The sequence below is a fragment of the Pseudomonas silesiensis genome, assembly GCF_001661075.1.
Lineage (GTDB): Bacteria > Pseudomonadota > Gammaproteobacteria > Pseudomonadales > Pseudomonadaceae > Aquipseudomonas > Aquipseudomonas silesiensis.
This window is the reverse complement of sequence record NZ_CP014870.1, coordinates 97,932-122,364: the sequence shown is the minus strand read 5'-3', so window position 1 is coordinate 122,364 and position 24,433 is coordinate 97,932. Positions and strand designations below refer to the sequence as shown.

Here is a 24,433-nt window from a genome sequence, read left to right as displayed (position 1 = left end):
GGCCGTCCATGTCCCTTAGAAATCGATGGGATTATAGGGCAAAGAAACATCCAGCCACTCTTATCTGAAAGGGTGACTGGTTTTATCTGTAGGCTCAGTGATAATGCAACGGCTGTTTTTTTCTTTATCGAGGGCCCAATAGCCTATGTGGTACGAAGGTTTTCTCGGCTTGTCGCCCTGGTCAATGGTGGCAGTCACCCTGCTGATGACCCACGTGACGATTATTGGCGTCACGGTCTATCTGCATCGTTATTCAGCCCATCGCTCGCTTGAGCTCAATGCCGGCCTGAAACATTTCTTCCGCTTCTGGCTGTGGTTGACCACCGCCCAGAACACCCGCGAGTGGACCGCTATCCACCGCAAGCATCACGCCAAATGCGAAACCGAAGATGACCCGCACAGCCCGGTCGTCAAAGGTTTGTCCACCGTTCTGCGCAAAGGTGCCGAGCTGTACCGCGCCGAAGCGGAAAACCCCGAGACCTTGCGCATCTACGGCAAGAACTGCCCGGACGACTGGATCGAACGCAACCTGTACACCCGTTTCCCGCTGCTGGGCGTGGCGATCATGGGCGTTATCGACCTGCTGCTGTTCGGCACCATCGGCATCACCATCTGGGCGATCCAGATGATGTGGATCCCTGTCTGGGCTGCCGGCGTGGTCAATGGCCTGGGCCATGCCATCGGCTACCGCAACTTCGAATGCCGCGATGCGGCGACCAATCTGGTGCCTTGGGGCATCCTGATCGGCGGCGAAGAACTGCATAACAACCATCACACCTACCCGAACTCGGCGAAGTTGTCGGTGAAGAAGTGGGAGTTCGATCTCGGCTGGGCATGGATACAAGTCTTCAGTTTCTTCCGTCTGGCCAAGGTCCAGCGCGTCGCGCCGATTGCCCATCGGGTCGAAGGCAAAGGCAATCTGGACATGGACACCGCCATGGCCATCCTCAACAACCGCTTCCAGATCATGGCCCAGTACCGCAAGCTGGTGATCGCCCCGCTGGTAAAGCAGGAGCTGGAAAAGGTCGATCACTCGGTCCGTCACCAGTTCCACCGGGCCAAACGCCTGCTCTCGCGGGAAACCAGCCTGCTGGATGAAAAGCACCACATGCGCATTCAGACCATGCTCGAGCACAGTCAGGCGCTGAAGGTCATCTACGAGAAACGCCTGGCCTTGCAGCAGATCTGGGTCAAGACCAGTTCGAATGGTCACGACATGCTGGCCGCCATCAAGGATTGGGTACACGAAGCCGAAGCCAGCGGAATTCAATCGCTGCGCGACTTCGCCGACCAGTTGAAAACCTACTCCCTGCGTCCTGCTGCTTCCGTCTGACACCGTTGATCGGTGCGCCCCGTTCGCGGGCGCACCTCTTCGGAACTTAGCTCCAAATCCCCTATCTCAAAGACACTTCGCCATCCAGGCGGGCTTTGTGGTGGCCGCTTTCGAACCTCGAGCGGCACACGCCCTTTGAGATTTTGTACCGATGGTCAATAGAAACCTACAAGACTCATCCCTCCCGCAGTGGCCCGAGGCCGCAGTAACACTAACGGCGCTGTTCCACGCCCAAGGCGAAGTGACGCGCCTGAGCGAACGCGAACAGCTGTTCAATACCCTGCTGGTGAGCGTCAACGCGGTGCTTTGGGCATTCAACTGGGAAACCCGCCAGATGCTCTATGTGAGCCCTGCCTATGAGCGGATCTTCGGCCGTTCCGCAGAACTTTTACTGTCCGACTACAACCAGTGGCGCGACAGTATTTACCCCGACGACCTGGACTATGCCGAGCGCAGCATGGCCGAAGTATTAATCAATGGCGCCGTGGAAGACCGTGAGTACCGCATCATCGCCGCCGACGGCCAGGTGCGCTGGCTGAGTGACAAGTGCTTCATCAATCGTCTGGCCGAGCCGGGACAGCCGATGATCATCGTCGGCATTGCCGAAGACATCACCGACAAGAAGCACATCGAAACCGAACTGCAGCGCCTGGCTACCACAGACGGTCTGACCCAGAGCAGCAACCGTCGGCACTTCTTCGACTGCGCCCACCGCGAATTCGAACAGGCGCGCAAACAGGACGAGCCGCTATCGTTCCTGCTGCTGGATATCGATGATTTCAAAGTGATCAATGACACCTATGGCCACCAGGTGGGCGATAGCGTGCTGCAACGGATCGCCGAGAGCGGTCGCGCTTCGTTGCGCCGCGGTGATGTCTTCGGACGGATCGGCGGAGAGGAGTTCGCGGCGGTATTCCCCGGCTGCGCACCGGACATGGCCATGCAAGTGGCCGAGCGCCTGCAGCGGGAGATTCAGCGATTGGGCTTTTGCCATGACGACCAGACGTTTGGCATCACCATCAGTCAGGGCTTGACCAGCCTCACTGCCGAGGATGCAAACATCGACGCCTTGTTCGCCCGCGCCGATGCGGCGATGTACGAGGCGAAGCGCCAGGGCAAGAACCGGATCATCTGCGGCTAGCGGCCCCCCCCTGTAGGAGCGAGCTTGCTCGCGATGAACCCGAGAGCACCTCGGGGTGTCAGGCTTGCAGCGTTATCGTTGACGACCATCGCGAGCAAGCTCGCTCCTACAGGGTGGATTTGTATCAGGCTTGCCTTTGGCGCAGACGCGTCAATTCCGGCACTCCGATCTTCAGCAACCGCGCCGCCCGGCTCTTCGCCAGCACCTCAATACCCTCCTGCCCGGGCAGACGCGCCAGCTGAGCAGCCATGTTCATCACCAGCGCCTCACGGGAGTAAACACCGCCACCGAGCTCGTAGACCGCCGCAATCAAGCCTCGCAACTCCAGCGGTAAACGCCAGCGAGTGCGCAATGCCGAACCATAGGCCGCGCCGAATGCCGCCAGCGCATCACCCACCGCCTCCCGCTCATCCAGCTCACCCCCGGCTTGCTTCCATTCCTGCAAAGACCGCAACAACGCCAGTTCGCCCAGTCGATGCAGCATACCGGCGCAATAACAGCGCTCCTGATCCAGATCCAGCAAGCGCGCCAGCGACCGCGCATAGTCGGCGGTTTGCCGCGACAGCTCACTATAACGCTCGGCGTAGTCCGCCAGGCATGGATCGCTGAACCGCGCACTGCGCTTGAGGGCCAACCCCAGAACCAGGTTCATGCTTTGTTCAATGCCGAGACGGTGCAGCGCCTGGGACAAGGTTTGTACGGCAACACCCTGATATTGGGCCGCGCTGTTGGCGGCGGCGATCAGTACGGCGGTGATCTGCGGATCGGTACGGATCTCGTCATGCAGCAGCGTCAGATCGATGCTGTCGGGATTGAGGCTGCGCTTGAGCGCCAACTGCACGTCGGTCATCAGGGATGCGCCATCAGCCAGTTCGCGTCGGCGCTCCAGGAAAACCGCCAAGGTCATGCCCGGCGCCAGCGTCGGCTCATCGCACAACACTTGCTCGCCAGCAGTGAGCAGCAAACCCTGCAGACGCCGGGTCAGGCTCTCCATGTTCAGGGGTTTGGTCAGATAGGCCGCAGGCGCCAAGGGCAAGGCTTGGCGCACGCTGGCACTGTCGTTGCGGCTGCTCATCAGTATGAACGGCAGTGGCGGATTGCGTTTGCGCTGGCGAACACTGCGCAATACGTTCAAGCCATCGATGCCTGGCAACTCCCAGTCAACGATCACCAGGTCGTAGGGATATTCCGCCAGCAAGCGCAGTGCTTCCTGACCATCGGCACACAGATCCAGCCGCGCATCGCAGCGCACGCTCAACAGCACTTGCTTGAGCAGGTCACGAGACCAGGGGTCGGCCTCGGCGATCAACACACGCGGTACAGCAGGTAACACCACAGCGGTCATCTGCACACTCCATTGGCAAATGCGTGCACCTTACTCAAGGTGGGACATTCGAAACAATGCGGAGGATTTCGGGGGACCAAAAAAAAACCCGCCGAAGCGGGTTTTTTGTCGATCAGCTCACACTTTCATCGAGCACTTTAAATCAAAGCTCAGCGAAGCACTCTTCAATGATGGCCAGACCTTTGTCCAGTTGCTCATCCGGCGAAGTCAGTGGTACCAGCACACGCAGAACGTTGCCGTAGGTGCCGCAAGACAGCAGGATCAGGCCCTTGTCGCGAGCCTTGGCCACGACAGCGGCTACCGCTGGAGCATTCGGCTTGTGGCTGTCGCCGTCGACGAACAGCTCAACCGCGATCATGGCGCCCAAGGCACGGACTTCGCCGATCACCGGGTACTTGGCCTGCATGGCCTTGAGGCCGGTGACCAGACGCTCGCCAACAGCCTTGCAGCGGTCCAGCAGGTGTTCTTCTTCGAACACTTCCATCACGGCCAGGGCCGCGGCGCAAGCGATCGGGCTACCGGCATAGGTGCCACCCAGGCCGCCTGGCGCAATGGCGTCCATGTATTCGGCCTTGCCGCAGACACCGGCCAGCGGGAAGCCGCCAGCGATGGATTTGGCGAAGGTGGTCAGGTCGGCGGCAACGCCCATCTGTTCCATGGCGAAGAAGGTGCCGGTACGGCCAGCGCCAGTCTGCACTTCGTCAGCGATCAACAGGATGCCGTGCTGGTCGCACAGGGCGCGCAGGCGCTTCATGAATTCTTTAGGCGCGACGTAGAAACCACCTTCGCCCTGTACCGGCTCGATGATGATGGCCGCGATGTCACGCGGCTCGGCGTCGTTCTTGAAGATGCGTTCGATGCTGGCGATCGAATCGTCGATGCTCACACCGTGCAGTTCGTTCGGGTACAGCGCGCGGAAGATGCCGCCTGGCATCAGGCCCATGCCGGCCGAGTAAGGCACGACTTTACCGGTCAGGCCCAGAGTCATCATGGTGCGACCGTGATAAGCGCCGGTGAACGCAATCACGCCGGCACGGCCGGTGGCGGCACGGGCGATCTTGATCGAGTTTTCCACAGCTTCGGAACCGGTGGTCACCAGCAGGGTTTTCTTGGCGAAATCACCTGGCACCTTGGCGTTGATTTTCTCGCACACTTCTACGTACGGCTCGTAAGCCAGGACCTGGAAGCAAGTGTGGGTCAGCTTGTTCAGCTGCTCGGTCACCGCGGCGATGATTTTCGGGTGCACGTGACCGGTGTTCAGCACGGCGATACCGCCGGCGAAGTCGATGAACTCGCGACCTTCGACGTCGGTCACGGTGGCGTTCTTCGCGGACTCGGCGAAAATCGGGTGAATCTGGCCAACACCGCGTGGTACTGCGGCTTCGCGGCGTTTCATCAGGGATGCGTTAGTCTTGCTCATACAGTCCTCATTCGCCGCTCATCGGGCGGCGTGGCTCAAGGAAAATGCGGCGGGGAGGCAACTGCGGCAGCATGCGATGATCGACTGCCACAGCGTTCCCGGCTACAGAGAAATTTCCGGTTGAAGCGCGCAAAGGGACAGCGCTCTCGTGCCCTTTGCGTTTGCAGCAATAACCAGCCGGACTTAGATGCCCAGGCAGAGGTATTTGATTTCCAGGTAATCTTCGATGCCGTACTTGGAGCCTTCACGGCCCAGGCCCGACGCCTTGATGCCGCCGAACGGCGCGACTTCGTTGGAGATCAACCCGGTGTTGACGCCGACCATGCCATATTCCAGGGCTTCCGCCACACGGAACACACGACCCAGGTCGCGGGCATAGAAGTACGAAGCCAGGCCGAACTCGGTGTCGTTGGACATCGCGATCACTTCGGCTTCATCTTTGAAGCGGAACAGCGGCGCCAATGGACCAAAGGTTTCTTCCTTGGCCACCGCAGCGTTCTTCGGCACGTTGGTCAGAATGGTCGGCTCGAAGAAGTTACCTTCCATGACCTTGCCTCCGGCCAGAACGGTTGCGCCTTTGCTGACGGCGTCAGCGATGTGCTCTTGAACCTTGGCCACGGCTTTTTCATCGATCAGCGGGCCAGTGGTGGTGCCGTCTTCCAGACCGTTACCGATCTTGAGCTTGGCCACGGCCACTTTCAGCTTCTCGGCGAACGCGTCGTAGACCGAATCCTGAATGTACAGACGGTTGGCGCAGACGCAGGTCTGGCCGTTGTTGCGGTACTTGGAAATGATCGCGCCTTCCACGGCCTTATCCAGGTCCGCGTCGTCGAACACGATGAACGGCGCGTTGCCGCCCAGTTCCAGCGAGACTTTCTTGATGTCCTTGGCACATTCGGCCATCAGTTGACGACCGATTTCGGTCGAACCGGTGAAGGACAATTTGCGCACGATCGGGTTGCTGGTCAGCTCGCTGCCGATGTCGCCAGCGCTGCCGGAAACAACGCTGAACACGCCAGCTGGAATACCTGCGCGCTGGGCCAGTTCGGCCAGAGCGAAAGCGGAGAATGGAGTTTGCGAAGCAGGCTTGAGCACCATGGTGCAACCGGCAGCCAGGGCCGGGCCGGCTTTACGGGTGATCATCGCCGCCGGGAAGTTCCACGGGGTAATGGCCGCGGTCACGCCGATCGGCTGCTTGATCACGATCAGGCGCTTGTCTGGCTGGTGACCCGGAATTACATCACCGTAGATGCGCTTGGCTTCTTCGGCAAACCACTCGATAAAAGAAGCGGCATAAACGATCTCGCCCTTGGCTTCGGCCAACGGCTTGCCCTGTTCCAGGGTCATCAGGCGAGCCAGATCGTCCTGGTTCTCGATGATCAGTTCGAACCAGCGACGCAGCTTGTTCGCGCGGTCCTTGGCGGTCAGTGCACGCCAGGCCGGCAGCGCCTTGTCGGCGGCTTCGATCGCACGGCGGGTTTCGGCAGCGCCCATTTTCGGCACGGTGCCCAGCGTTTCACCCGTTGCCGGGTTGGTGACCTTGATCGTCTGACCGTTGTCCGCATCGACCCAAGCGCCATCGATAAAGGCTTGTTGGCGGAACAATTGGGTGTCTTTAAGCTGCATGTCGGCTTTCCTTAACAGCACCGCGACCAGCGCGGAGCGAATTATGATTGTAGAAAGGCGCCTCGAAGGCTGCCGTCAGGGAAATCATTCACCGGGCTGAAGCACATAAATAGCGCACGGAGTGGACTCGTGCGGTTCAGCACCCAGACAAGAGCGTTTGAAATCTCAAACGAATCCTAGGATCAAAGGGGGTAAAGGACAATAGCCTGTTCGAAAAAAAGAACGAAAACGGCGTATTTGCGTGTTTTTTCAGATCAGCGTAGTAAACAGTCGTTACAGGCTCGAAAAACACAGGCGATTCAGCAGCATGGACGCCCGCACCGCTTATGAGTATCATGGCGCCCGCATCGCACCAGTAGCTCAGCTGGATAGAGTACTGCCCTCCGAAGGCAGGGGTCGTGGGTTCGAATCCCGCCTGGTGCACCATATAGTAGAAACGAGAAAGCCTCAGATCTTAGGGTCTGGGGCTTTTTTGTGGTCATACACCGTCACCCGATTGCGCCCGGCCTTCTTCGACGCAAACAGCGCATGGTCCGCCCAGGCGATCAGGTCGGCGTGGTTGATCGAGGGCTGGCTCAGGTCGGCCACCCCCAGGCTGATGGTGAAGCGGATGCTCTGGCCGTTGTGCACTACTTCCAGCCCTTCGACTGCCTTACGCAGACGCTCGGCGAAAACCTTTCCACCGATCTTGTCAGTGTCCGAAAGCACCACGCCGAACTCTTCACCGCCGTAGCGCCCAGCCACATCGGTTTCGCGCTCATGCTCGCGGATCAGCCTGGCGACTTGCTCGATGACCTTGTCACCCGCTTGGTGACCGTAGGTGTCGTTGACCTGCTTGAAGTGGTCGATATCCAGCATCACCAGGCTGGTGGCATTGCCATAACGCTGGTGCCGGGCATAGGCGACTTTCAGGCTTTCCTCCCAATAACCGCGGTTGTACAAGCCCGTCAGCCGATCGGTTCTGGAGAGTTGCTGCAATTGCGCATTGGCGGCCTGGAGCTGATGCCGGTTGGTGGCGACGTCGGTGACGTCATAGATCACCAGGCAGATATGATTGATTTTGCTGTCGGTGGAGCGCAACGGTAACAGCGTGGTGTTCTGGTACATGAACTCTTCCTGGCCGGTGATCGGCTGGTAGTTCTTGAACCGCACCAGATACGGACGCTGCTCCCAGACGGTGAACGCTGGCGTGCCCAGGGCAGCGACGCTTTCCACCTTGCGGCTGAACCATTGGCGGTCGATTTCGGGAAACAGACTGAAGAAATTCTGATTGTGGGCGTCCTTGGGCTGCACCCCGGAGCGGTTCTCCATAAAGGTGTTCCAGACCTGCACGCGGTAGTCGCGGTCGAGCACCACCACACCGACGTCAATGCTCTGGGCGATCGCCAGCAACCAGTGAAACTCGTTCAGATCGATAGGTTCGTTCATGGCTCAGTTCATCAAGTAGGCGAGTTTATGGGTCAACCGCTCGATGGAGTCTTCCGTGAACAGCAACAATAGGTCGAAACGAATATCGTGCCCTTCCAGGCTGTAGCTGATTTCCACCGCCAGGGTCTTTTTCCAGCGCTTGCTGTTGACCCGGATCAGCTCATCGATGGCCGCGTGCTGGCCGAGGATCTGCGGGTGGCCTTGCGAAAACACCACATCGATCTGTTCGGCAATGCTGCTCAAGCAAGCACCGATCAGCACGCTGGAGAGGTCCAGCAGCATTTCCAGGTCCGAATAATCGGGGCTTTGACGCTGCATCAATTGCGCGATGTCGGCGATTTCCGAGTCGTGAAACATCAGCAGGGCTTCGCCGGCGATGCCACTGCCGATAAAACCCTGGCAGATGGCCGTGAGTTGCTTGCTGTTGCTGGCATCGGTCAGCGCCATGTGCAACTCGCCGACTTCGAGGATGTTCACGTTCGGTACCGGCAACTGCACAAAGACGCCCAACACCTGGGCGATCAGCGCGGCCGCCCGTCCGATGGCAACGTTGACCGTTTCACGGAACGCATCGTGAAAACTGATGACCGTGTTCGCTGCCAGACGACTCCCCAACGATGCCTGGCCGGGTTTCGTCAGTAGCCCCAACTGACTGAGTGTCTGGCGCAGCAGGTTTTCGTCGAAAGGCTTTTTCAGAAACGCCAGCGCGCCCAGCTCATGCACGCGCCGCACCGCTTCTTCCTGGATGTCACCGGAGATCACGATGACTTGCGCTTTCAATCCTTCGGCGCGCAAGGCGCTCAATACCTGATAGCCATCCATCTCCGGCATGGTCAGGTCGAGCAGCACCACCTGCCCCAAACCCCGGCGTATCGCCTCCATTGCCTCGCGACCATTACCCGCCTCGGTGACCGAAACCGGCCAGTCCACCGGCAGTGCCCGTAACACCTGCTTACGGGCCATGTTGGAGTCGTCACAGACCAATAGGGGAATCATTGACACAAGATAGGGCACTCATCGGCGTTGGATATCAGGAAAAGCACTGCGGCCCATCATGCCCCATAAGCTTACAAAGACCATCTTTAAAACAGGGATAAATTTAGAACGACGTCCAGCAGGGTGAGCCAGTGACTATTTACCCGCCAACCCCGGCGCCTCACGAATGATGAAGTGATCCAGGTTCTCAATATCGAATAGGTCAGACGGTCTAAAGATTATTCGGGACGGGACAGTGGTTTCTTGGGCAGCCCGCGACCATTGGCACTCTGACAATCGCCGTTACCCCTCACCCAACATCCGAAGTTGCACGAGATCGACCTGCGCGATACCCTTTTGCCGTCGCTGCCAATTCAGCGACCGGGCTTGGTAACCCGAGAGTTGAGCGCAACAGCGCCCCCATCAGATTTGCAGGCGTTTTTTTATGCCCGCAATTTTGAGTTATGGCGGCTGTGCGTGGGACGTCTTCGGGCGTGCCGGATTCCTTGACTCCCGGTTTACCAACCTGCGCACAGCTGCCACCCATTCGCTTGGTAACGAAAAAGTGGCAGTTCCTCGTCAAGGTGCTAGACCATGCGCAACAAAAATCCGTCCGAAATTTGTTTTACCCTTCAGCGCGATCTTGAATCGCACTCCCACCGCGCCTCCATCAATGGAGGTCGGAAATGACCGATCCATCAGAGCTAAAAACAATCGGCTTAACGCCTGCCGTCTACTGCTCAGATCAGGCGGTGTTTCACGTCACTCGCGGTGTGCCTCTTGGCGATGCGTTAGGCATGGCTTCCGATTTTCTGTTCCTCGCCCAAGCACTGTCCAAAGACGCTGCCTACGACAGGGAAAGTGATCGTCACGCTTGGGCTGCGCATTATTTGACGGCGATGAGTAAGGCGCTGGTTGATGATGTGGTGAAAGTGCTGACGCAAGTACCAGCGTCGCGGAAGGAACAAGCCACAGAATAGCGGCAGCCCACCATTCAAATTGCAGGTCCTGTTTTTGTTGGGATCTGCAATTTGAAAGAGTAGCTAAGTGCTGCGTTACTCCGCTTCAATGCCATTAACGAGTGCGTGAAGCTCTGCGAACACCGTTTCGGCAGCTTGCTCCGCGGCGTTCCGACGATGGACTCAAGGGCGGTGCGTTTATTCAGAAAGAACGCGTTATCGTTAACGTCCATCGCGAGCAAGCTTGCTCCTACAACGGTGCGGTGTTCACCCGATAGGTTGGCGTTTGGCGCCGAGGCGTTCTTTTCATTCGGTCGTCCAGTCGAACTCGTCGTATTCATCATCTTCGTCTTCGTCCTCGATCAACTCTTCATCCAGGACGTCTTCCTCAAGCGCCTCTTCTTCCTGCTTCGCCAGAAGAAACTCCTTACGACTCTCAGTCACTGCTCGCCGTAGTTCCTCACCCTTTAACGGGCAATTGAGCATTTGGGCGATGCGGTCGATTTTTTGTGCCACGGCATCCTCCAACGCATCGGCTATGGGTCGATAGTGCGCGCTTTCAGGTGTGGATGCCAAATTGGCTACCTCTGCGTACCTCAGTTTTTCTGTAACTCCTTCATCCGGGCGGTGAGGTTTTCGTCAGGGAAACGCTTGTGCAATGCGTTCAACAGCGCATCGGCGGCTTGTCGCTGACCGGCATCTTGCAGACGCAGAACCTCGTGCAGTTGTTCATCCAGTGTTTTCGCCGGAGCTACTGCACGTTTGCTGATCTTTGCTTCATCGGCCATTTCCGCCTCGATCGATTCGCTCTGCGCAGGGGCGGCAAAATCGGCCATTGGCGCCGCAGGTGCGGGGGCGGACATGGCGCCGGCCGGTGCAGCCAGGGAGCGGGCAACGGACGGTGGCGCTTGTGCCGCTTCTTTTTTAGCGACGGGTACGGACATTTTTGGCGCTGGGGCGAAGTCGTAGCTCGGTACTTTCTCCGGTGTGCGCTGCACCAACGCCAGCATCAGCGCAACGCCGACGAGGCCAGCGAACGCGACCTGCCAACGGGGTTTCTGACAGGCCTGAACCCAGCGCTGCCACAGGCCTGGCTTGCGCGCAGGGATTTCACGTTGTGCGGTCGCCAGGATGAAGGCATCGAGGTGAGACGGTGGTTCGCCGGCGGCATGCTCGCGGTAGTGCTCGAGCATCTGGTCTTCCGGTGTCTTGCGGGCGTCAGTCATGTCAGTACCTCCTCGGCCAGCAGCCGACGCAGTTTTTGCTGGGCGTAGCGCAAGCGGCTCTTGACGGTTTCCAGCGGTGTTTCGGTGAGGGCGGCGATCTGCGGCAGGTCGAGTTCGCCGTGGGCGCGTAGCAGGAATACTTCGCGCTGGTCGGCGGGCAGGTTTTGCAGGGCGGCTTCGAGTCGCTGGTTATCGCGACTCAGGCTCAGCAGTTGTGCGGGATCGGCCGCCTCGTCGCTCAGGGCGTGGAGTTGTTCGTCGTAGCTGTCGTGCAAGGGGTTGCGGATACCGTGTTTGCGCCAGTGATCGATCAGGCGGTTGCGGGCGATCTGGTAGAGCCAGGTACGAAAATTCGCCCGACCTTGTGGCTGACTGCTGCTGCGGATCAGGCTCAGCCAGGTTTCCTGATAGACCTCTTCGGCCAGTTCGGATTTGCCGCTCAAGCCGAGCAGGAAGCGATAAAGCCCCTGGCGATGGCGGGCGTACAGGATCTCGAACGCCGGACCGTCGCCGGAGCGATAGCGGGCCAGCAGCGATTCGTCGCTGCCGGCGGCTGGGCTGGTTGCAGGGTCGGACATGTCAGCGCTGGCCTCTTTCACTCTATCCGCTGGTCATTGGATTGCTGATGTGAGGCAGTCGGGATTCGCAGGCTTTGTGCCAACGCCACCAGTTGCACGAACTCTGCGCGCAGACCGAATCGATCATCACCCCGTGCACCGCGAGCCAACGCCTCGGTGTCCTTCAGGCTGAAATCACCGGTATAGCGTCCGTCCTTGAGTTGCTGGGAAAACGCGGCCACGGCCGCCGCAAAACGGAGGTCATCACTGGCTTTGGTCTCCGAGCCACCGACAATGGGCCGCTCGATCAAGCGACTATTCCCACCCTCAGGCAACTGATAACGCACGCGCAACATCGCCAATTCCTCGGTGTTCACGGAAACATCGGTCGCGGATTTGCCATACCGCAACGGCTCCAGCCAGCCCTTCTCACCCTTGGGCACAATTTCATACAACGCTGTCACGGTATGTCCTGCACCGATTTCCCCCGCATCGACTTTGTCGTTGCTGAAATCCTCACGTTTCAAGGCGCGGTTCTCATAGCCCAACAGCCGGTACTCGCTGACCTGCGCCGGGTTGAACTCCACTTGTAGTTTGACGTTTTTTGCCACGACGGCGAGGGTCGAACCCAGCTGGTCCACCAGTACCTTGCGCGCCTCGCGCAGGTTGTCGATGTAGGCGTAGTTGCCGTCGCCGGCATCGGCCAGTTGTTCCATCAGGTGTTCATTGTAGTTATCCACACCAAACCCCAGGGTGGTCAGGGAAACGCCGGTCTTGCGTTTATCCACAGCCATTTGCTTGAGGCTGTCGAAGTCACTGATGCCGACATTGAAATCGCCATCGGTGGCCAACAGGATGCGGTTGATGCCCTTGGGGGTAAACGCCTGTTGTGCCATTTGATAAGCCAGCTCGATCCCTGACGCCCCGGCGGTGGAGCCGCCTGCGGTCAATTGCTCGATGGCTGTACGAATTTTCGCTTTTTCCCGTCCGGAAGTCGGTTCCAGGACCACGCGCGAATCGCCGGCGTAGACCACCAATGACACCCGATCCTGCTCGCGTAACTGATCGACCAGCAGTTTCAGGGTGCTTTTGACCAGCGGCAAACCTTCGCGACGATCCATCGAGCCGGACACGTCCACCAGAAACACCAGGTTTGCCGGCGCCAGTTCGGCCACTGCGCGGTCCGACGCCTTGATGCCGATGCGCAGCAGTCGGGTATGCGGGTTCCACGGTGACGGCGCCAGTTCAGTGGTCACACCGAAGGGTGAGTCGTCGGTAGGCAATGCGTAATCGTAGGGAAAGTAATTGACCATTTCCTCCAGGCGCACCGCGCCTTCGGGCGGTAAGCGTCCTTGATTCAGCAGCCGGCGGACGTTGGCATAGGCGCCGGTGTCGACATCGGCGCTGAACGTCGATACCGGCGATTCGGTCACGCTATGAATCGGGTTGTCGGCCAGCGCGTGATACTGTTCACGCTGCTCGTCCCGATAACCAGCCGGAGCCGATTCAGACATCGGCGCATAACCCGCCATCGGTGCCGGACGCGTGCTGCGCTTGGCCATCGTGGCGTCCGCCAGAACCGCCTCCTCGCTATGCACCAATGCCTCTGTCTTCAGCGCACCTTGAGCCGGTGGCGACACCGAGGCGGATTCAGGTTTGGACGAAACACCGCAACCAGCCAAGGCCAGCAACAACCCGACGGTGAAACCCTGGGCGGTCGGGCGGAGGAAATGCAGAGGGAGGGACATGGTGGGCTGACCTCGGGAGGAAATTGATCCATTCATCCTCTGAGACGGTCAGCCCGGCCGGTTCGGGTTAAACCGAAATGAAAAATTTTCAGCGGTGATAACGCCGCACCACGCTGCTGTTTTTCAACACATGGCCTTTGATCTTTTCCATCAACTGCGCGCGGCTCAGGCCGGCGGGTAAGGCGTCTGGGGCAAGGTCCAGGGCATAGAGCTGGATGATGTAGTGATGCGAGCTGTCGCCGACCGGCGGACAGGGACCCATGTAACCGGTAGTGCCTTTGCTGTTGCTGCCGCCCACGCCCTCGAGGGCGGATTTGGCGCCGACGCCGGCCGGGATCTGGCGCGTCGTGGCCTTGATGCCATAGTGAATCCAATGGTCGACACCCAGGCCTTTCTGGCCGTCCGGGTCGTGCATGACGATGGCGTAACTCAAGGTGCCCGGGGGGCCGGCGTTCCAGCTCAGTGCGGGGGACTGGTTCTTGCCGCCACAACCGGCCGCATCGCTGGCGGCTGCCGAGGTGAACAGGCGATTGTCCGAAACACCGGGAATGCTGAGGGTGAAGCGCTCTTGGGCCTGCGCCGGAAACTGCACGCAAAGGGCGACTGCAACGGCCGCCAGCCAAGGGTTCAGGGAGGTTAATCGAGTCATACCGAAGCACCTTGTGCGGGTGGAGCCGTGGTCGGCGTGCAAACTATAGCCGGACCGTTCGTGCCGTGGCAGCGGGAATTGGCTGAACCTCGGGAGCCCCCCCGGACTCTTACCTGAAAGGTCCGTCAGGAGAGCGATCATGGCCCTGCACCGCGTCGCCCGTTTCGCCGATGTGCCCGTGAACCGTGGCCTGGAAGTCCGGATCGCGGACACTAAAATCGTCCTGCTGCGAGTCGGCGATCAATTGCGCGCCTATCAGGGTGAATGCCCCCACGCCGGAGCGCCGCTGGCTGAGGGTGCGCTGTGCGATGGGCGGCTGATCTGCCCTTGGCACAAAGCCGCGTACCGGATCGAAGACGGTGCGCTGTGTGAACCGCCGTCTCTGGACAGCCTCAAGCGCTACCCCCTTGAATTGCGCGATGACGAAGTCTGGGTCGACGACCGGCCACTGCCTGCTGGCAGCACACCGCCGGCTGACGATGAGCGCACGTTCGTGATCGTCGGCGCCGGTGCCGCGGGCACGGCGGCTGCGGCTGCGCTGCGCGAAAAAGGCTTTGGCGGTCGCGTGCTGCTGATCGACCGCGAAGCCGATGCCGGCTACGACCGCACTGTGCTGAGCAAATTCGTGATCGCCGGTGAGATGCCGCCGGAAGAAGTCCCACCGCTACGTAATGAAAACTTCTACCTCGAGCAGCGAATCGAGCGAATCAAGGGTGAAGTGGCCAGCCTGGATGCGGCGAATAAAACCCTGCGACTGGCAGACGGTCAGTCGCTGACGTATGACGCCGCCCTGCTCGCCACCGGCGGTACGCCCAACCCGCTGAAACTGCCCGGTGCCGACTTGCCGCAGGTCTTCGTGCTGCGCTCGAAGGATCAGGCGCAGCGGATTCTGGCCTCTGCAAAACCTGGCCAGCGGGCGGTGATCATCGGCGACAGCTTCATTGCCCTGGAGTCTGCATCGGCCCTGCGCGAATACGGTCTGGACGTCACCGTTCTGGCCCGCCACGCCGTGCCCTTCGCCAAGCAATTCGGCGACACGGTCGGCAAGGCCATTCGTGCCCGGCATGTGGCCCACGGCGTGGTATTCCACACCGATGGCGAAGCCGCGCAGATTGAAGGCACCGACAAGGTCGAAGCGGTGAAACTGGACAACGGTCAACGCCTGCCAGCAGACCTGGTGCTGGTCGGCATTGGCGTCACCCCGGCCACCGGCCCCTTTGCCGATCTGCCCAAGGAAAAAGATCAGTCACTGAGGGTCGACGGTGGCATGCGTGTAACCGATGGGCTCTGGGCCGCCGGTGATATCGCGACCTTCCCGCTCAATGGCCAGCCCCAGCGCATCGAGCATTGGCGCCTGGCACAGCAACAGGCGCGGATCGCGGCGGCGAACATGCTCGGCGGCGACGAGCATTACCTGGACGTACCGTTTTTCTGGACCTGGCACTTCGGCAAGAACTACGACTACCTTGGACACGCCGAGGCGTGGGACGAGGTCGAATTCAAGGGCGACCCGTACCATCCGCCTTTTATCGGCCTGTTCTGCAAGAACGGGGTGGTGGCAGCCGCCGTAGCCTGCGATGAAGAACGGGCGATGGCGATGCTCGCTGAGAGGATGAAACAACCACTGCCGGTGGACGAGGCGTGGCGCTTGATTCGGGATGCAGGCTGACCATCTGCTTCACATAACCGGTGAGCTGCCGCGGGCTGCGATCTTCAGTCTTTGATCTTGAGATCGCAGCGCGCAGCAGCTCCTACCCGGGCCGAACATGTCAGGCTCAGGCGCGGTTCACCGGCTCTTTGCCTTCGTCATCGTCGGTCGGACGACGGACCACTTTTGGATTCTCCAGAGGATGCAGCGAGAGCGGCTGCCGGGGATCGATCGTGAAGAAGTGGCTCACCACGTGGGAGATGTCGCCATCGTGATCATTGTGAATGGTCATCGAACCCGGGCTGCGCAGTTTGTGCAGCCGTTCGCGGGTCAGCTTGAAGCTTTTGCTCAACGCCTGATCGTCGATGACCGGGGCCGGCATACGACGCTGGGCGAAGCTTTTGCTTTTACGTTGTTGATAACGTGCCCAACCGATCAGCACCAAGGCGTTGAATACCGCCACCCATAAATAAACCTGCAGGGTGCCAAGGGCGTCGAACGCTGGACCGCTGAATCGGGCACCTTCGTGGGGTCCGATCAATGGCCAGATCCCCAAGAACAATAAATACAGGAATCCGGCCCAGGCCAGGACGGTGAACAAGGTATCGACCACGATAAGCACTGGCCGCTGCCGGGTTGTGATGATTTTCATTTGGCGATCTCCTCTTCATCGGCACCTGGCGGCCGAATGCCGCGATCTGGACTGACCCAGCGCGCACGTTTCTGACGTAAACGGAACAGCACTTTGGGAAAACTGACCAGTGTGGTGAGCAGACTGACCAACCAGAACACCAGCGGGTACCAGATCACCCAGAACATCGTCTTGCCCAAACCTTTTTCGTAGCGGCGATCGATCAGCAGGCTGACCCCGAACTGCGCCAGGCAGACCACTGCCAGCAGCAAGCCGGTAAACGCCGGTGGCCACATACGGGGCACCGAGATGACTTCCGGCAACGCGATATACAGACCCACCAGCCATAGAATTATCGACAGCAGGAAGGTGAACGCCCAGCCGGTGGACAGGCAGTATTCGAACAGCAACGGCCAGAGATAACGATGACGGTACTGCCAGATGCCACGAATGTTCTTGAACAGCACTTCTGCACCGCCCTGGGCCCAACGCAGACGCTGTTTCCACAGGCCACCCAGGGTTTCCGGCATCAGGATCCAGCACAGTGCACGGGGCTCGTAGAAAATGCTCCAGTGATCCAGTTGCAGCTTCCAGCTGATATCGATGTCTTCGGTGATCATGTCCGTGCTCCAGTAGCCGACCCGGTGCAGGGCCGTGCGACGGAAAGCGACGACCACGCCGGAGACGGTAAAGATCCGCCCGAAGACGCGCTGGGTACGTTTGATCAGACCGATGATCGAGGAGAACTCGCCAACCTGCACCCGGCCGACCAGGGTCGAACGGGTACGGATCCGCGGGTTGCCGGTCACTGCGCCGAGGCGCGGGTTTTCGAGCAACGGCGCGACCAGATAAGCCGCGGTATGAGGTGCCAGCAGCGCATCACCGTCGATGCACACCAGGTACTCGCTACGCGCTGCAATGGCGCCCATGCGCAGGGCTACAGCCTTGCCCTGGTTCTCCGCCAGGTGCAGCACCCGCAAACGCGGATCTTGCACGGCCAAGGCGTCGAGGATGGCACCGGTGTCGTCCTTCGAGCCATCGTTGATGGCGATGACCTCGATGTTCGGATACTGCTGGGACAACGCCGCATGGATGGTTTCCCTGACGTTGTCGCCTTCGTTGAAGCAAGGGATGAGGATCGAAATCAGCGGCTCGCCAGCCAACGGTGGCGGCAAGGTGTCTTCGTTCCACGGCCAGTGCCGCTCCCAATGTAGCCAGAAATAGAGTCCCCCGGCGATCCACAGTCCTGACATGAACAGCGGATAGAAGAACACGAAGTCCATCAGAAACTGGCCAGTGAGTAGAAAGATCAGTCCAAGGGGAATCCCGAGGACGATCGCCAGAACGAGTAGAGCCAGAAGTCTATCCAGCATGTTATGGATTCCACTTGTTGGAGAGGGCCGGCCGCACGGATTTCAGGTCGGGCAGGTTGTCGAGGAAGTTGTCGGGGTAGTAGCCAAAACTGGTCACGCCCTGACGCTGCAGAACTCGCATCCACTCGGCCAATTGTTCGCCTTCGATGTCGGCCTGGTCCTGTTTCGTCCAGTCCCGCGCCTGCAGTTCGAACACGGTGCGATCGAGCGCGCCGGGGCGAGCCTTGACCGTGGCGACCAGTTTCTCGAGCCAGGCTGCGGAGTCTTCATAAGACTGTTTTTCCATCAACGGCATGGCCATTGGCGCCGTCCAGTCGTAAGTGCCGAGGAAGTCATCCAGATTCTGTGCGTACCAGGTTTCACTCTCGGGATTGAGCATCGGCTCGGCGAAAATGTTGCGCGCCGTAGTCAGCTGTGGGCCACGAACGGCGCGGACCTTGGCGGTCAGCTCCTTGGTGAAATCGATCAGGTAGCGGCTCTTGAAACGCGTCCAGCGCTGCAGCACGGCAGGATCGGCGCGCAGCGCGGTAATCGAGCCGGGCAGACCGTTGGCGGCGTAGACCTTGAGGGCGTCGGGGCCTGCGTCTTCGAAGTCCGACAGCAATGCATCGTCGTGAAACAGAATGCCGTGCACCGATGACATGCGCGCCAGGTCTTCGTAGATTTCACCAATGATGCGCCGTACGTTCGGATCGAAAGGCGACAAGCGTTTGTACTGGTTCGGATCGACCGCCGTCGTGCCGGTTTCCGGGTCCCAGCGCGTCACTCGCGGCAGCTTCGAATCCAGGGCAAAGCTCAGCACTGGCATCCAGGCGTAAACTTTGACATGGGCACGGGTTCGCAACTGCCAGGCCACGCGGTCAAATATGTCGGCGGCCATCGGCAGGTGACGGTTGGGGAAGTACAGCGAACGCACCAGGCCATCACCCTTCGGATCGGCGAAGGCTTGCAGGAACACCGTGTTGGCGCCCATGTCGGACATGCGCTGGATCAGTTTACCCAGGTTTCTTTCCTGCTGGGCCGGGTCCGGGTCGTAAACGTTATCCAGGTCTACGTGCACGACGCGCATTGCGTTCAACGACTGCACCGAGACGACGCTGTTGGCGAAGCGCGCACCTTCCGGGTCAGCAGAAACAAGGTAGCGCGGGCTGTTCATCAGGGTATCCAGAGTGTCGAGCCCGTCTTCCAGGGTCAAGGCCATCTCATAGTCCTGATCATCGACGATTTGCAGCGTGGTGCCGCTCGCCGCGCCGTACGGCCAGACCCAGACTCGCGGCTTTTTACCCGTAACTTTGCGGATCTTCTCCGAGATCGCCAAGATATCCACGCGTTGACGGGCCTGGAACTCGGCTTCGGTTTCATAGCGTTTGGCGACTGGATCGTAACGCCGGGTCGTGGCGGCCGGCTCCAGGTTGCCCTGGGGGTTAGCCAGGATGCCCTTGTGATTGGCATCGGTGTGCGCAGCGATTTCCACCAGTCCGGACTGGGAAACCTCCCTTACCTGATCCCAAGTCAGGAATTCCGAGCGCTTGCGCGGCGTGCCGGCGAAATCCACCGGTTTGTCCAGCGGGGTGTCGACCCAGGTGCCGACCGGCGCCAGCAATGCAGGCCATTTATAGGCGCGCAGCACCGGCATCACCCGGGTATAGAAACTCGAATAACCGTCGTCGAAACTGAGCATGACCGCTTTGGGAGGCAGGTCTGGGCCTCCTTTTTTGCGTGCCGACAGGACCTGGTCGACGGAGACCGGCTGGTAGCCGTTCTCCCGCAACCAGGCCAGCTGCTCGATCAGGCGTTCGGTGCGCACGGCCACCACCGCCTGGTCCGGGTCCTTGTCATCGACATCGTGATAGGCGATGCCCAGTACATGATTTTTCGGCCACGGGGCTTCGTTGGCCACCCCCGGCCTTTCGGTCGGCGGCGCAAACGCCGGAGCTTGCTGGGCGCATGCGCTGATCATCAGCACTCCCAGCAGGAGGAAGAAACGCGACATCAAGGCCATTTTCAAACCCCTCTAGAAGCGGAAAGTAAGATCGACCATCAGACGCAGATCGGTTTCCCGCTCTCCGTCATATGGCCGGTTGATTGCGCTTAACATACCGCCGACCTCCACCACGTCGTTCCAGCTGTAACGCTGGCCATAGCCCAACAGCGCCATGCCTCCGGTGGAATGATATTTCTGGGTGTAAGTACCTGCGCCGGCCTGGAACTGCTGACTCCAGCGGGTTTCATAGCGCTGGTAGAGCATGTGGTTGACGCTGACCATCGGCAGGACGCTGAGATCGGACTTTGGATTGTAATACGGTACGTCTTCAGACAAGGAGTTGTGGCTGGCGCCGACTTCCAATCCCAGGTCGACTTGCACATTCGGTGCGGTGTAGATGCCTTCGCGGCCGGTGAGCAAGGCTTCGACGCGGTCGTTGCCGTCGCTGAAGTGAGACGGGCTGAGCGCGAATTTCCACTCGCGACTTTCATTGGCCCGCCAGCGAATGAAACCGCTGCCGCCATTGGCCGTGATGTCGCTGTTCAAGGCCCGCAACGGCGTCGCCGCGGCGAAGTATTCCAGGCTGGCGCCGTACTGCCAGTAATCGTTGATGTCATGGGCGAACGCCAGACGCGCGCCCTGTTTGGAACCGAAGCCATAGGAGTGGTTGGAGATTTCCGCCTCCAGGGTCAAGTCGCGGGTCCGGCGTTCGAGCCCGACGCGCTGGAAGTCATGGGTACCGGTGCCTTCCTGGAAGTCGCCTTCGGCATAACCGGCGCCGGCGAACACACGCCAGTCTTCACCGATGGGCGGGCTGTACAGGACGGTTTCGATGCCGAAATCTTTACTGCCGTTGACCGCGCCGACGTTGTCGTCATCGCCGCCATAAGTCTTGCCGCCGAACGCTTCTACACGCAGCTCGAACATGTCATGGACTTCGCGCTGACGTTGCAGGCGCTGGACCTGACGATTGTCGGGGGAACGCGCGACCACGTCGTCGGTCAGGGCATCCACCTGGCGCCATTCCTGCAGATCCGTGGCGGTGTGGCCCTGGGCGATTTCCAGGTTGACGTCTCGCGGAGCCATGGCCTCGGCTTCCTTGAGCTTGCTCTCGGCAAGCCGCGGCCAGCCCCGCGCCAGGTACAGGTCGGCCTGAGCCACACGCAAGCTCACGTTGCCCGGCGCCTGTTCGACCAAGGCCTGCAGACGCTCCTCGCCATGGGGCAGATCGGAACTGTAGGTCCCGGCCTGGGCCGCGAGTTGCTGCGCGTCCATCCATTCGTCGTTGGGGTTACCTCCAGGCAAGCCCTTGAGCTCGACCCGTGGTTTCTGGGTTTTGGCCAGCTCCTCGGCGACTGTACGCGCCTCGGCGGCTTCGCCACTTTCGAGCAAGGCGTAGTAAAGCGCGGTGGTGTCCAGCAAACGGTTGGAAGGGTCGGCATCCGGCTTGAGCAGGATCTCGCGATACATGTCGGTGGCGATTTCCGGTTCGCGCTGGTCCAGGTAGGACGCAGCGACCCAACGCTGGGCGTAGGTCGGCACTTCCACACCTTCGGCCTGCAGCTTGTGGTGTTCGCTGATGACCTCGGCGGTGCGCGAACGGGCCTTGAGGGCACCCATGCGGTCAATACGCCAGCGGATGACGTCATCGTGAGCCTGGGGATCCGAAGACCAGGTGGAAATCAATTTGTCGTAATCGGCCAGGGCCCGATCAGCGATCACATAACGCTCCGATTCGCTGCGGGTAGGCATTTCAGCCAGCCGCACACGTTCTGCGGCCAAGTCACCTTCGAGGTGACGTATCGTGACCGGATCGATCAAACCCGGCCGCTGGCGGGCCAGGCGCAAGGCCGGTTCCGGCAGGTGAGCACGTTGCATCGCCCCCACATACTCCCTGGCGACTTGTGGATCGTTACCGGAACGGACAAAGGCCTGATCGTATTCGAACAGCGAATCGTATTGTTTGCCGGCACGATTCAAGGCGTAGCCCAGGGCCATCCGACGGGAGACGTCATTGGGTTGAGCCGCCACCAGCGCTCTGGCACTCGTCACCGCTTGGTCGGGCTTGCTGGAGTCGGCCTGGGTCAATGCCAGTCCCAGTTTCAACTCCTGGTTGTCCGGTTCGATGGCCAGGGCTTTGTTGTAGACCCGGCTCGCATCGTCCCACCGCTTCTGGTTGCGGTAAGCCCGTGCAGTCGCGGTCAAGGCCGCAATGGGCAGATCCAGGGCGCGTCCCTGGGTTTCATAGACCTTGATCACTTCGGCGTCCAGGCCGGCCCAACTGGCGATCTGCAAGTGGTCGCTGATCTGACTGGTGGTGGCTTGGCCCGGCGGCACCTGACGCAACGCGGTTAACGCGGGCGTGTAGTGACCGGCTCGGGCATCAAGCACCATTTCGTCGTAAGGGGTATAGGCAAACGCTAACATCGGCCAGATCAACTGGCTGCACAACGCGACGCGAAACAGCGGTCGCATACCACGTTGAACAAAAGGGGCAACAATACTCGGCATTCGTCAGCATCCTTACATGGCCAGCCGGGCCGCAACGCCCTTTTTGCCCTTTCGTATCGGAAAGCTGGTCCAGGTGACCCAGCCAAACTTTATTGAGGGCAGTCTTGCATGCGAGCTCGCTGGGTAATTGGGAACACAATATTTGTTCAGATTCGTGAAACTGCAGGCATCGGCCATCGTCCCGTCTTAAATACCAGACAGCAAAACGCCCGACATCTGCTTGGAGCAGAGGCCGGGCGTGCGGTGTGTAAGCCCCGGTTTTACTGGATGTTTCCAGCCCCCCCAAGCTTGCTCATCACGAAGCCGGCAAATTCTTCGACCGTCATTTTCTGGCCGTTGAACTCCACCTGATTGTTAGCGTAGTGCAGTTTGGTGACGATGCTACTGCCTTCGAGTTTTGCGAGCTGGCTACCGACCGCCATGCTGCCAAACATGTCGGCGGTAGCGGTGGCCTGGTCGGCAATCAGCTTGGCGTCGGTCTGACCGTCGATTTGCCCCTGGACGCTAAGCAAATCAACGAGCATCGGCTTGGACACCTGCAGATTGAAGTCCAGCAGGGCGATCAGTTGCCGGGTCAATTGATCCGGTGGCAAGTCCATGGATTTGGGTTTGGTCAGGTCGAGCACCAGATTGGCGCGGCTTTCACCGTTGGTGGTGTGGAACGACAGATTCTCCAGAGCAACCTGAGGGCCGGCGGCCAGCAATTTCTCCAGGCCGGCTTTGACCTGGGCCTCTTCGGCCGGGGTCAGGACCAGCTCTGGCACGGGTTCGCCGGCGGCAGCGGCCTCGGCGGCGGCTTTCTCGTACGGTTGCAGTTTGGTCTGGTAAATCTGCACCAGCGACAAGGTCGCCGGAATGTCGAGGTTCTTCAGGCTCATGGCCATCTGCGCAGAGCCGACAGTCTTGCCGTTGAAGGACACCTCGCCAACCTTGTAATCGGCCCGCCCTGAAGCGCTGGTGCCCGTTTCCTCGGTCTTGTTCTTCATTTCAAATTTCTTGAAACCCAGTATCGACTGCCTGGCACCGAAGGTGGTTTTGCTGTCGGTCAGCTCAAGGGTGTTCTCGCCGAAATAGTAGCCGTAGGTGCTCTTTTGCAGGTTGCTGGCCAACGTCAGGCCGTTCAGTTCAACCTTCACTGGCGTCTGGTCTTGCGCCACTGTAGTCAGCGTCAGGCTGTCCATGTAGCCGTTGGCCTTGACCTTCTGCGCCTGGGCGCTGGCAGCGAGGTCGAGATTGAGGCCGGAAAACTTCAGGTTGGATTTGTCATCCAGGGCCACGTCCAGCGGCACCAGTTGCAGGGTGCCATTGGTGGAATTGTCGTAGCCGATGTTGACGATGCCCGTGGCCGGGGACTTGTCTTTGGCGGCAATAAACCATTTTTCGGTGGTCGGGGTTCTTTCCAGCTCGTAGTGACTGGTGGCCATGACCGGCAGCCACTTGAGCGACACCAGGCGCGAAAACGGCAGCGGACCATGCTCGATGTGATCGACGAACAGCAGTTCTACCGGTGCTTCGCCGAACGTCTCGCCTTCGCCCTTGAGGCGATAGTGCGCGGTGCTGCTGAATACATTGCGCTCCAGCGACACCAGCTCCAGGGACGCCGTGCCGTTGGAACCCACCAGCGCGGCCTGCAATTCCTTGTTGGCGTCGGCGATCGAGGTGTTGAGCACGCCTTCGAGCTTGGTACCGGTGTACCAGGCACCGCCGGCACTGATGACACCGATGGCGACGACAATTCCCAGAAGCACGCCTGCTGATTTATTCATGAATGACCCAGTCAATGTCCGTTGTTGAAGGTGTGGTCGTCTTCCCTGAACCCTGACGGGTTACGGCTCGACTCCGCTGAAAAGTGGAATGCAGATTAGCATCAGGCGCACCG

Annotated in this window: 19 protein-coding genes and 1 tRNA gene; 5 read left to right on the top strand and 15 right to left on the bottom strand. The window is 59.9% G+C overall.

Annotated features, from left to right (window positions below):
* Window positions 1–145: 145 nt before the first annotated feature.
* On the top strand, window positions 146–1,333 hold the full coding sequence (gene desA / locus PMA3_RS00555) for a delta-9 fatty acid desaturase DesA (RefSeq protein ID WP_064675344.1): 1,188 nt from the start codon (window positions 146–148) through the stop codon (window positions 1,331–1,333).
* A gap of 151 nt (window positions 1,334–1,484) precedes the next feature.
* Complete coding sequence (locus PMA3_RS00550) at window positions 1,485–2,474, top strand: GGDEF domain-containing protein (protein WP_064675343.1); 990 nt, start codon at window positions 1,485–1,487, stop codon at window positions 2,472–2,474.
* A gap of 124 nt (window positions 2,475–2,598) precedes the next feature.
* Here the strand turns inward: PMA3_RS00550 and PMA3_RS00545 are convergent, their stop codons facing one another.
* The 3 genes from PMA3_RS00545 to gabD all read right to left on the bottom strand — a co-directional run bounded on the left by PMA3_RS00545 (window position 2,599) and on the right by gabD (window position 6,865).
* Window positions 2,599–3,819, bottom strand: coding sequence for an HDOD domain-containing protein (locus tag PMA3_RS00545; RefSeq protein ID WP_064675342.1), 1,221 nt, complete (start codon window positions 3,817–3,819; stop codon window positions 2,599–2,601).
* A 142-nt stretch (window positions 3,820–3,961) separates the two neighbouring features.
* Entirely contained in the window at window positions 3,962–5,239 is a 1,278-nt protein-coding gene (gene gabT, locus PMA3_RS00540; RefSeq protein ID WP_064675341.1) for a 4-aminobutyrate--2-oxoglutarate transaminase, read from the bottom strand.
* Window positions 5,240–5,422: 183 nt separating this feature from the next.
* A complete protein-coding gene (gene gabD, locus PMA3_RS00535; protein WP_064675340.1) occupies window positions 5,423–6,865 on the bottom strand; it encodes an NADP-dependent succinate-semialdehyde dehydrogenase in 1,443 nt (480 codons plus the stop codon).
* Window positions 6,866–7,214: 349 nt separating this feature from the next.
* Here gabD and PMA3_RS00530 point away from each other — a divergent pair.
* Window positions 7,215–7,291: transfer RNA gene (locus PMA3_RS00530), tRNA-Arg, on the top strand.
* Window positions 7,292–7,312: 21 nt separating this feature from the next.
* Here PMA3_RS00530 and PMA3_RS00525 read toward each other — a convergent pair.
* Both PMA3_RS00525 and PMA3_RS00520 read right to left on the bottom strand, forming a co-directional pair.
* Window positions 7,313–8,293, bottom strand: a complete 981-nt coding sequence (locus PMA3_RS00525) for a sensor domain-containing diguanylate cyclase (RefSeq protein WP_064675339.1) — start codon at window positions 8,291–8,293, stop codon at window positions 7,313–7,315.
* 3 nt (window positions 8,294–8,296) lie between these two features.
* The gene (locus PMA3_RS00520; protein ID WP_064675338.1) at window positions 8,297–9,289 is read right to left on the bottom strand and encodes a response regulator; all 993 of its coding nucleotides are present in this window, start codon (window positions 9,287–9,289) and stop codon (window positions 8,297–8,299) included.
* A gap of 665 nt (window positions 9,290–9,954) precedes the next feature.
* Here PMA3_RS00520 and PMA3_RS00515 point away from each other — a divergent pair.
* Window positions 9,955–10,248 carry a DUF3077 domain-containing protein gene (locus PMA3_RS00515; protein ID WP_064675337.1) on the top strand — a complete coding sequence of 98 codons (294 nt, stop codon included), beginning with the start codon at window positions 9,955–9,957 and terminating at the stop codon, window positions 10,246–10,248.
* Between the two features lie 285 nt (window positions 10,249–10,533).
* Here the strand turns inward: PMA3_RS00515 and PMA3_RS00510 are convergent, their stop codons facing one another.
* The 5 genes from PMA3_RS00510 to PMA3_RS00490 all read right to left on the bottom strand — a co-directional run bounded on the left by PMA3_RS00510 (window position 10,534) and on the right by PMA3_RS00490 (window position 14,407).
* Window positions 10,534–10,803, bottom strand: coding sequence for a hypothetical protein (locus PMA3_RS00510; RefSeq protein WP_237140678.1), 270 nt, complete (start codon window positions 10,801–10,803; stop codon window positions 10,534–10,536).
* Window positions 10,804–10,823: 20 nt separating this feature from the next.
* Window positions 10,824–11,453 (bottom strand): hypothetical protein, encoded by a 630-nt coding sequence (locus tag PMA3_RS00505; RefSeq protein WP_064675335.1) that lies wholly within the window; start codon window positions 11,451–11,453, stop codon window positions 10,824–10,826.
* Window positions 11,450–12,031 (bottom strand): RNA polymerase sigma factor, encoded by a 582-nt coding sequence (locus PMA3_RS00500; protein ID WP_064675334.1) that lies wholly within the window; start codon window positions 12,029–12,031, stop codon window positions 11,450–11,452. Before PMA3_RS00500 ends, PMA3_RS00505 begins: the two co-directional genes overlap by 4 nt.
* Before the next feature lie 17 nt (window positions 12,032–12,048).
* On the bottom strand, window positions 12,049–13,758 hold the full coding sequence (locus tag PMA3_RS00495) for a vWA domain-containing protein (RefSeq protein ID WP_064675333.1): 1,710 nt from the start codon (window positions 13,756–13,758) through the stop codon (window positions 12,049–12,051).
* Between the two features lie 88 nt (window positions 13,759–13,846).
* On the bottom strand, window positions 13,847–14,407 hold the full coding sequence (locus PMA3_RS00490) for a YbhB/YbcL family Raf kinase inhibitor-like protein (RefSeq protein WP_064675332.1): 561 nt from the start codon (window positions 14,405–14,407) through the stop codon (window positions 13,847–13,849).
* 139 nt (window positions 14,408–14,546) lie between these two features.
* Here PMA3_RS00490 and PMA3_RS00485 point away from each other — a divergent pair, with 139 nt between their 5' ends.
* Window positions 14,547–16,076 carry an FAD-dependent oxidoreductase gene (locus tag PMA3_RS00485; RefSeq protein WP_064675331.1) on the top strand — a complete coding sequence of 510 codons (1,530 nt, stop codon included), beginning with the start codon at window positions 14,547–14,549 and terminating at the stop codon, window positions 16,074–16,076.
* Window positions 16,077–16,182: 106 nt separating this feature from the next.
* On the opposite strand, the gene pgaD is transcribed toward PMA3_RS00485, so the two are convergent.
* From pgaD to PMA3_RS00460, 5 genes are all read right to left on the bottom strand, one after another.
* Window positions 16,183–16,707 carry a poly-beta-1,6-N-acetyl-D-glucosamine biosynthesis protein PgaD gene (pgaD, locus tag PMA3_RS00480; RefSeq protein ID WP_064675330.1) on the bottom strand — a complete coding sequence of 175 codons (525 nt, stop codon included), beginning with the start codon at window positions 16,705–16,707 and terminating at the stop codon, window positions 16,183–16,185.
* Window positions 16,704–18,059, bottom strand: coding sequence for a poly-beta-1,6-N-acetyl-D-glucosamine synthase (gene pgaC, locus PMA3_RS00475; RefSeq protein ID WP_064675329.1), 1,356 nt, complete (start codon window positions 18,057–18,059; stop codon window positions 16,704–16,706). The genes pgaD and pgaC overlap by 4 nt, the downstream gene beginning before the upstream one ends.
* Before the next feature lies 1 nt (window position 18,060).
* Window positions 18,061–20,061: a poly-beta-1,6-N-acetyl-D-glucosamine N-deacetylase PgaB gene (pgaB, locus tag PMA3_RS00470; protein WP_064675328.1), complete on the bottom strand. Its 2,001-nt coding sequence runs from the start codon at window positions 20,059–20,061 to the stop codon at window positions 18,061–18,063.
* A 12-nt stretch (window positions 20,062–20,073) separates the two neighbouring features.
* On the bottom strand, window positions 20,074–22,554 hold the full coding sequence (pgaA, locus tag PMA3_RS00465) for a poly-beta-1,6 N-acetyl-D-glucosamine export porin PgaA (RefSeq protein WP_064675327.1): 2,481 nt from the start codon (window positions 22,552–22,554) through the stop codon (window positions 20,074–20,076).
* A gap of 260 nt (window positions 22,555–22,814) precedes the next feature.
* On the bottom strand, window positions 22,815–24,320 hold the full coding sequence (locus PMA3_RS00460) for a YdgA family protein (RefSeq protein ID WP_064675326.1): 1,506 nt from the start codon (window positions 24,318–24,320) through the stop codon (window positions 22,815–22,817).
* Window positions 24,321–24,433: the final 113 nt, after the last annotated feature.

Excerpts from the sequence above, each read along its gene's own strand:
- desA (WP_064675344.1), top strand. The coding sequence starts at position 146 with ATGTGGTACGAAGGTTTTCTCGGCTTGTCGCCCTGGTCAATGGTGGCA.
- PMA3_RS00550 (WP_064675343.1), top strand. The coding sequence starts at position 1,485 with ATGGTCAATAGAAACCTACAAGACTCATCCCTCCCGCAGTGGCCCGAG.
- PMA3_RS00545 (WP_064675342.1), bottom strand. The coding sequence starts at position 3,819 with ATGACCGCTGTGGTGTTACCTGCTGTACCGCGTGTGTTGATCGCCGAG.
- gabT (WP_064675341.1), bottom strand. The coding sequence starts at position 5,239 with ATGAGCAAGACTAACGCATCCCTGATGAAACGCCGCGAAGCCGCAGTA.
- gabD (WP_064675340.1), bottom strand. The coding sequence starts at position 6,865 with ATGCAGCTTAAAGACACCCAATTGTTCCGCCAACAAGCCTTTATCGAT.
- PMA3_RS00525 (WP_064675339.1), bottom strand. The coding sequence starts at position 8,293 with ATGAACGAACCTATCGATCTGAACGAGTTTCACTGGTTGCTGGCGATC.
- PMA3_RS00520 (WP_064675338.1), bottom strand. The coding sequence starts at position 9,289 with ATGATTCCCCTATTGGTCTGTGACGACTCCAACATGGCCCGTAAGCAG.
- PMA3_RS00515 (WP_064675337.1), top strand. The coding sequence starts at position 9,955 with ATGACCGATCCATCAGAGCTAAAAACAATCGGCTTAACGCCTGCCGTC.
- PMA3_RS00505 (WP_064675335.1), bottom strand. The coding sequence starts at position 11,453 with ATGACTGACGCCCGCAAGACACCGGAAGACCAGATGCTCGAGCACTAC.
- PMA3_RS00500 (WP_064675334.1), bottom strand. The coding sequence starts at position 12,031 with ATGTCCGACCCTGCAACCAGCCCAGCCGCCGGCAGCGACGAATCGCTG.
- PMA3_RS00495 (WP_064675333.1), bottom strand. The coding sequence starts at position 13,758 with ATGTCCCTCCCTCTGCATTTCCTCCGCCCGACCGCCCAGGGTTTCACC.
- PMA3_RS00490 (WP_064675332.1), bottom strand. The coding sequence starts at position 14,407 with ATGACTCGATTAACCTCCCTGAACCCTTGGCTGGCGGCCGTTGCAGTC.
- PMA3_RS00485 (WP_064675331.1), top strand. The coding sequence starts at position 14,547 with ATGGCCCTGCACCGCGTCGCCCGTTTCGCCGATGTGCCCGTGAACCGT.
- pgaD (WP_064675330.1), bottom strand. The coding sequence starts at position 16,707 with ATGAAAATCATCACAACCCGGCAGCGGCCAGTGCTTATCGTGGTCGAT.
- pgaC (WP_064675329.1), bottom strand. The coding sequence starts at position 18,059 with ATGCTGGATAGACTTCTGGCTCTACTCGTTCTGGCGATCGTCCTCGGG.
- pgaB (WP_064675328.1), bottom strand. The coding sequence starts at position 20,061 with ATGGCCTTGATGTCGCGTTTCTTCCTCCTGCTGGGAGTGCTGATGATC.
- pgaA (WP_064675327.1), bottom strand. The coding sequence starts at position 22,554 with ATGCCGAGTATTGTTGCCCCTTTTGTTCAACGTGGTATGCGACCGCTG.
- PMA3_RS00460 (WP_064675326.1), bottom strand. The coding sequence starts at position 24,320 with ATGAATAAATCAGCAGGCGTGCTTCTGGGAATTGTCGTCGCCATCGGT.